Annotated in this window: 3 protein-coding genes and 1 pseudogene; 1 reads left to right on the top strand and 3 read right to left on the bottom strand. The window is 73.6% G+C overall.

The features are described 5' to 3' along the window. The 3 genes from ACJA3G_RS33580 to ACJA3G_RS33570 all read right to left on the bottom strand — a co-directional run. Window positions 1-957: WxL protein peptidoglycan domain-containing protein (locus tag ACJA3G_RS33580; protein ID WP_406556813.1), on the bottom strand; the 957-nt coding region annotated here is incomplete at its 3' end. Between the two features lie 59 nt (window positions 958-1,016). Further along, the gene (locus ACJA3G_RS33575) at window positions 1,017-2,339 is read right to left on the bottom strand and encodes a beta-xylosidase (protein WP_406556812.1); all 1,323 of its coding nucleotides are present in this window, start codon (window positions 2,337-2,339) and stop codon (window positions 1,017-1,019) included. Between the two features lie 245 nt (window positions 2,340-2,584). Then, window positions 2,585-3,061 carry a hypothetical protein gene (locus ACJA3G_RS33570; protein WP_406556811.1) on the bottom strand — a complete coding sequence of 159 codons (477 nt, stop codon included), beginning with the start codon at window positions 3,059-3,061 and terminating at the stop codon, window positions 2,585-2,587. Window positions 3,062-3,096: 35 nt separating this feature from the next. Between ACJA3G_RS33570 and ACJA3G_RS33565 the strand changes: the two are divergent. Beyond that, window positions 3,097-3,296: pseudogene (locus ACJA3G_RS33565) on the top strand (hypothetical protein); the annotation flags it as partial.

Raw genomic sequence — 3,296 nt, 5'->3', positions numbered from 1 at the left:
GCCGCGCGGCCCCCGCGCCCGCCGCAGCCGCCACCCCAGAACACCCGCCGCCACGGCCGCCACCAGCACCGCGAGGGCGGCCCAGGGCAGGGCGAGGAAGGACGCGCCGCCCGATCCGGTGACACCTTTGGCGCTCGCGGTGAGCCGTACGTCACCCCGGTCCAGCTGCGGCGAGCCGGCCCACGGCTCGGTGAGGCGGACCTTCTGGCCGGGCAGCAGCTCGGCGGGGACCTTGGTGAGCGCGCGGCTGAGCAGCGTACGTCCGAACAGGCCCGTCGCCCTCAGCTCCACCTTCGGGTCGAGCGTGACGTTGCCCCGGTTGTGCAGGGTGTACGAGATCGTGGTCCGGCTCGTACCGGTGCCGGGCACCAGCGGCCGGTGCTGGGCCAGCTCGACGTCCTCGACGGCGAGCGCGGGCACGGCGGGCCCGGTGACCCGCAGATAGACGCGTGCGCCGACGGCCTGCTGGACCCCCATGGCCAGCTCCCCGCGCCCGGCCGCGACCTTCTCGTCCAGGGCGACCAGCGCCCCGGGGTGGTCGCCGGGCTCCGCGTCGGCCGGGACGGTGAGCGTGAACGGCACGGTGACCGAGGCGTGCGCGGGGACGGTGATGGCCGCCCGGTCCGGCCTGGTCCAGGCGCCCACGCCGTGCTGCGGTTCGCTCCGGGTCCGTACGGCGAACCCGCCGTCGCGTTCGGTGTTGTACGCGTCGGCCCCGTAGAGCCGGAAGGCCTTCGGCGCGGCCGTCTTGTTGGTGACGGTGACCTGGTCGCCGAGGGTGGTGCCGGGGCTCGCGGAGAGGTAGAAGTACGGGCGCGGGTCCGCGCCGGAGGAGGCCGGGAAGACGGCCCAGTTGCCGTTGTCGGCGGCGCGCGCGGGCGTGCCCGGGGCCGCCAGGACGGCGACGGCGGCGGCGATGACGGCGGCGATCAGGAGCGGGACGGACAGTCGGCGCACGGTGCGCTACCCCCGGGGACGGGTGGGCCGGCCGGGTGCGCGCCCGGCCCACGGGTGGATCAGGCCAGCGTGAGCGTCAGTACGCCGGAGTACGCGCCGGGCGCGGTGAACGCGGGAACGTTCAGCGAGACCCGGGCGTCGACGGTGAACTCACCGCCGGTGAGCGCCGCGTTGGGCGTGGTCGCGAGGGTCGCGCCCGCGCTGCCCACGGTGCCCGGCGAGCCCGCCGCGCAGGTCGACGGGGAGCCGGCCTTGGTGGCGCAGACCGGCGTCCAGCCGAGCTTCGAGGCGTCGATCTTCGCCCCGGCGGGGCCGGTGAAGTCGGTGACCTTGCCGGTCAGGGACCAGCCCGCGGGGCCGCCGCGGAAGTCCTGGACCGTCACCGTCTGGAGCGAGCCGCGGGAGAAACCGCCCTTGCCGAAGTCGACGGCGTCCAGGGAGACGGCGTCGCCGGCCTGGGTCATGGAGAGCGTGCCCGCCTTGACCGAGGAGGTGAGCTTCTGGCTGTTCGGCGGCGCCGGGGTGTCGTCGACGACGCTGTACGCCGCCGGCCCGGCCCCCTTGTCGTCGCTCCAGCTCGCTCCCTCGTAGGCGACGATGCCGCTGGTCGCCTTGTCGTTGACCGTGAGGGTGGTGGAGAACGCGCCCTGCGCGTCCGCCGTCACGGTCGCCCTGTCGGCGGTCTCGGCCGCCCCGGCCCGGCCCGCGACCGTCACGGTCGCGCCCGCGGTGAACTTCGACCCGGTGACGGTGACGCCCGCGCCGGCCTTGCCGGAGGCCGTGCCGAGCTGGACGGTCCGCTGGTTGGTCTGGCCGCCGCCGGTCGCGGTGACCGTCTCGGAGACGGGCGCGGGCGGGTTGGTGACCGTGCAGGGGGTGTCCAGCTCCATGATGTAGCTGGTGTGGATGTTGTAGTCACCGGGCGACAGGGTGATCGCGCCGGGCGCGGTGACGGTGAACGTTCCGGTCATGGAGAACGGCGGGAACGCGCCCTTCCCCGGTACCGGGTCGTTCTTCTTGGGCCCGGCCACCGTGACGTCACCGCTCTGGGCGCCGCCCAGGGCGACCTTTCCGGTGGGGGTCATGATGTCGGCGGGCAGCGCCAGGTCCACCGGGTTGCCGGCGGCGGGCTTGGTGACGGTGTACGTGACGGTGACCGTGTCACCGACCTTGGGCGCGGCGTTGTCCACGGTGATCTGGGCGGACGTGGTGCCGTCGATCGCCGGGATGCCGGCGATGGGCGGTGGTACGCAGTGTGTGGCGAAGTCGACGGGAGTCGCGGCCAGGGCCTGCGCGGGCGCGATGAGCGCCCCGGTCCCGGTCATGAGCGCGGCGGCTCCCAGTACGGCGGCCCAGCGGCGCCGTCTTCGTGCTGAAGGCATGACTGCCCCCCTCTGCGGTCGTGGCGCAGCAGCGGCTCGGCTGCGCCGGCAGGGAGCCATTGACCTGGGGGCGCGAAAAGAAGTCAATGGAATCGAAATCCCTTGACTGATGGGCCATCAGATACTGTCAAGATCCGCGTTCTCGCAGGTCAGCGAAGGGATCACCGGCCGGAACAGGGAGAACCGGCGCCGCGGGCTGCGGCGCCGGTCCGGTGGGGCCGTGGGGGGCTCGACGTTTCCCGGGGTCAGCTGAACACGAACGGCCCGGGCGCCTGGGCGGCGGTGGAGTTGCAGGTCACCGTGATCCCGAAGACCAGCATCTTGACCGAGCCGGGGTGGGCGTTGGCGGACAGCCCGGGCGAGACGGTCCCGCTGAGCGGGCCGACCGTGACCCCGCTGCCGGCCGACATGGCGGGGTTGCGCTTCCCGCTGAAGACCAGCGTGCCACCCCCGGCCTTGGCCATGGTGAGCGTGGTGGTGATGGTGTCCTTGCCCACCGCGAGCGGGGTGGTGATCTCGGCGGAGGTGAGGGTGACGGTGGCGGCCGTGCCGTTCTGGGTGGCCGTCAGCGTCGCTTCACCGCCGCCGTAGAAACCGCAGTTGTAGACCTCGGTGGCCGACCCCGGGGAGACGGCCGCGGCCGTCGGGGCCAGTACCAGCGCACCGGTGGCCAGGCTGCCCGCGGCAAGCGCCGTGAGCACCAGTGACCTCTTGCGTAACATCGGTTCCCCTTCCCGTACTTCCCGTACCGGGAGAGATGGCGAGTGCCGCGGGCAGCCTGGCCACCGGTGCGCTGGTACTGGCCCCGACGGCCGCGGCCGTCTCCCCGGGGTCGGCCACCGAGGTCTACAACTGCGGTTTCTACGGCGGCGGTGAAGCGACGCTGACGGCCACCCAGAACGGCACGGCCGCCACCGTCACCCTCACCTCCGCCGAGATCACCACCCCGCTCGCGGT

Origin of the sequence: Streptomyces sp. YS-3 (genome assembly GCF_045257485.1) — a bacterium.
Classification (GTDB): domain Bacteria; phylum Actinomycetota; class Actinomycetes; order Streptomycetales; family Streptomycetaceae; genus Streptomyces.
This window is presented reverse-complemented; position numbering and strand designations above follow the sequence as displayed.

What these genes read in the sequence shown, in the direction of transcription:
- ACJA3G_RS33575 (WP_406556812.1), bottom strand. Translation starts at nt 2,339, where the DNA reads ATGCCTTCAGCACGAAGACGGCGCCGCTGGGCCGCCGTACTGGGAGCC.
- ACJA3G_RS33570 (WP_406556811.1), bottom strand. Translation starts at nt 3,061, where the DNA reads ATGTTACGCAAGAGGTCACTGGTGCTCACGGCGCTTGCCGCGGGCAGC.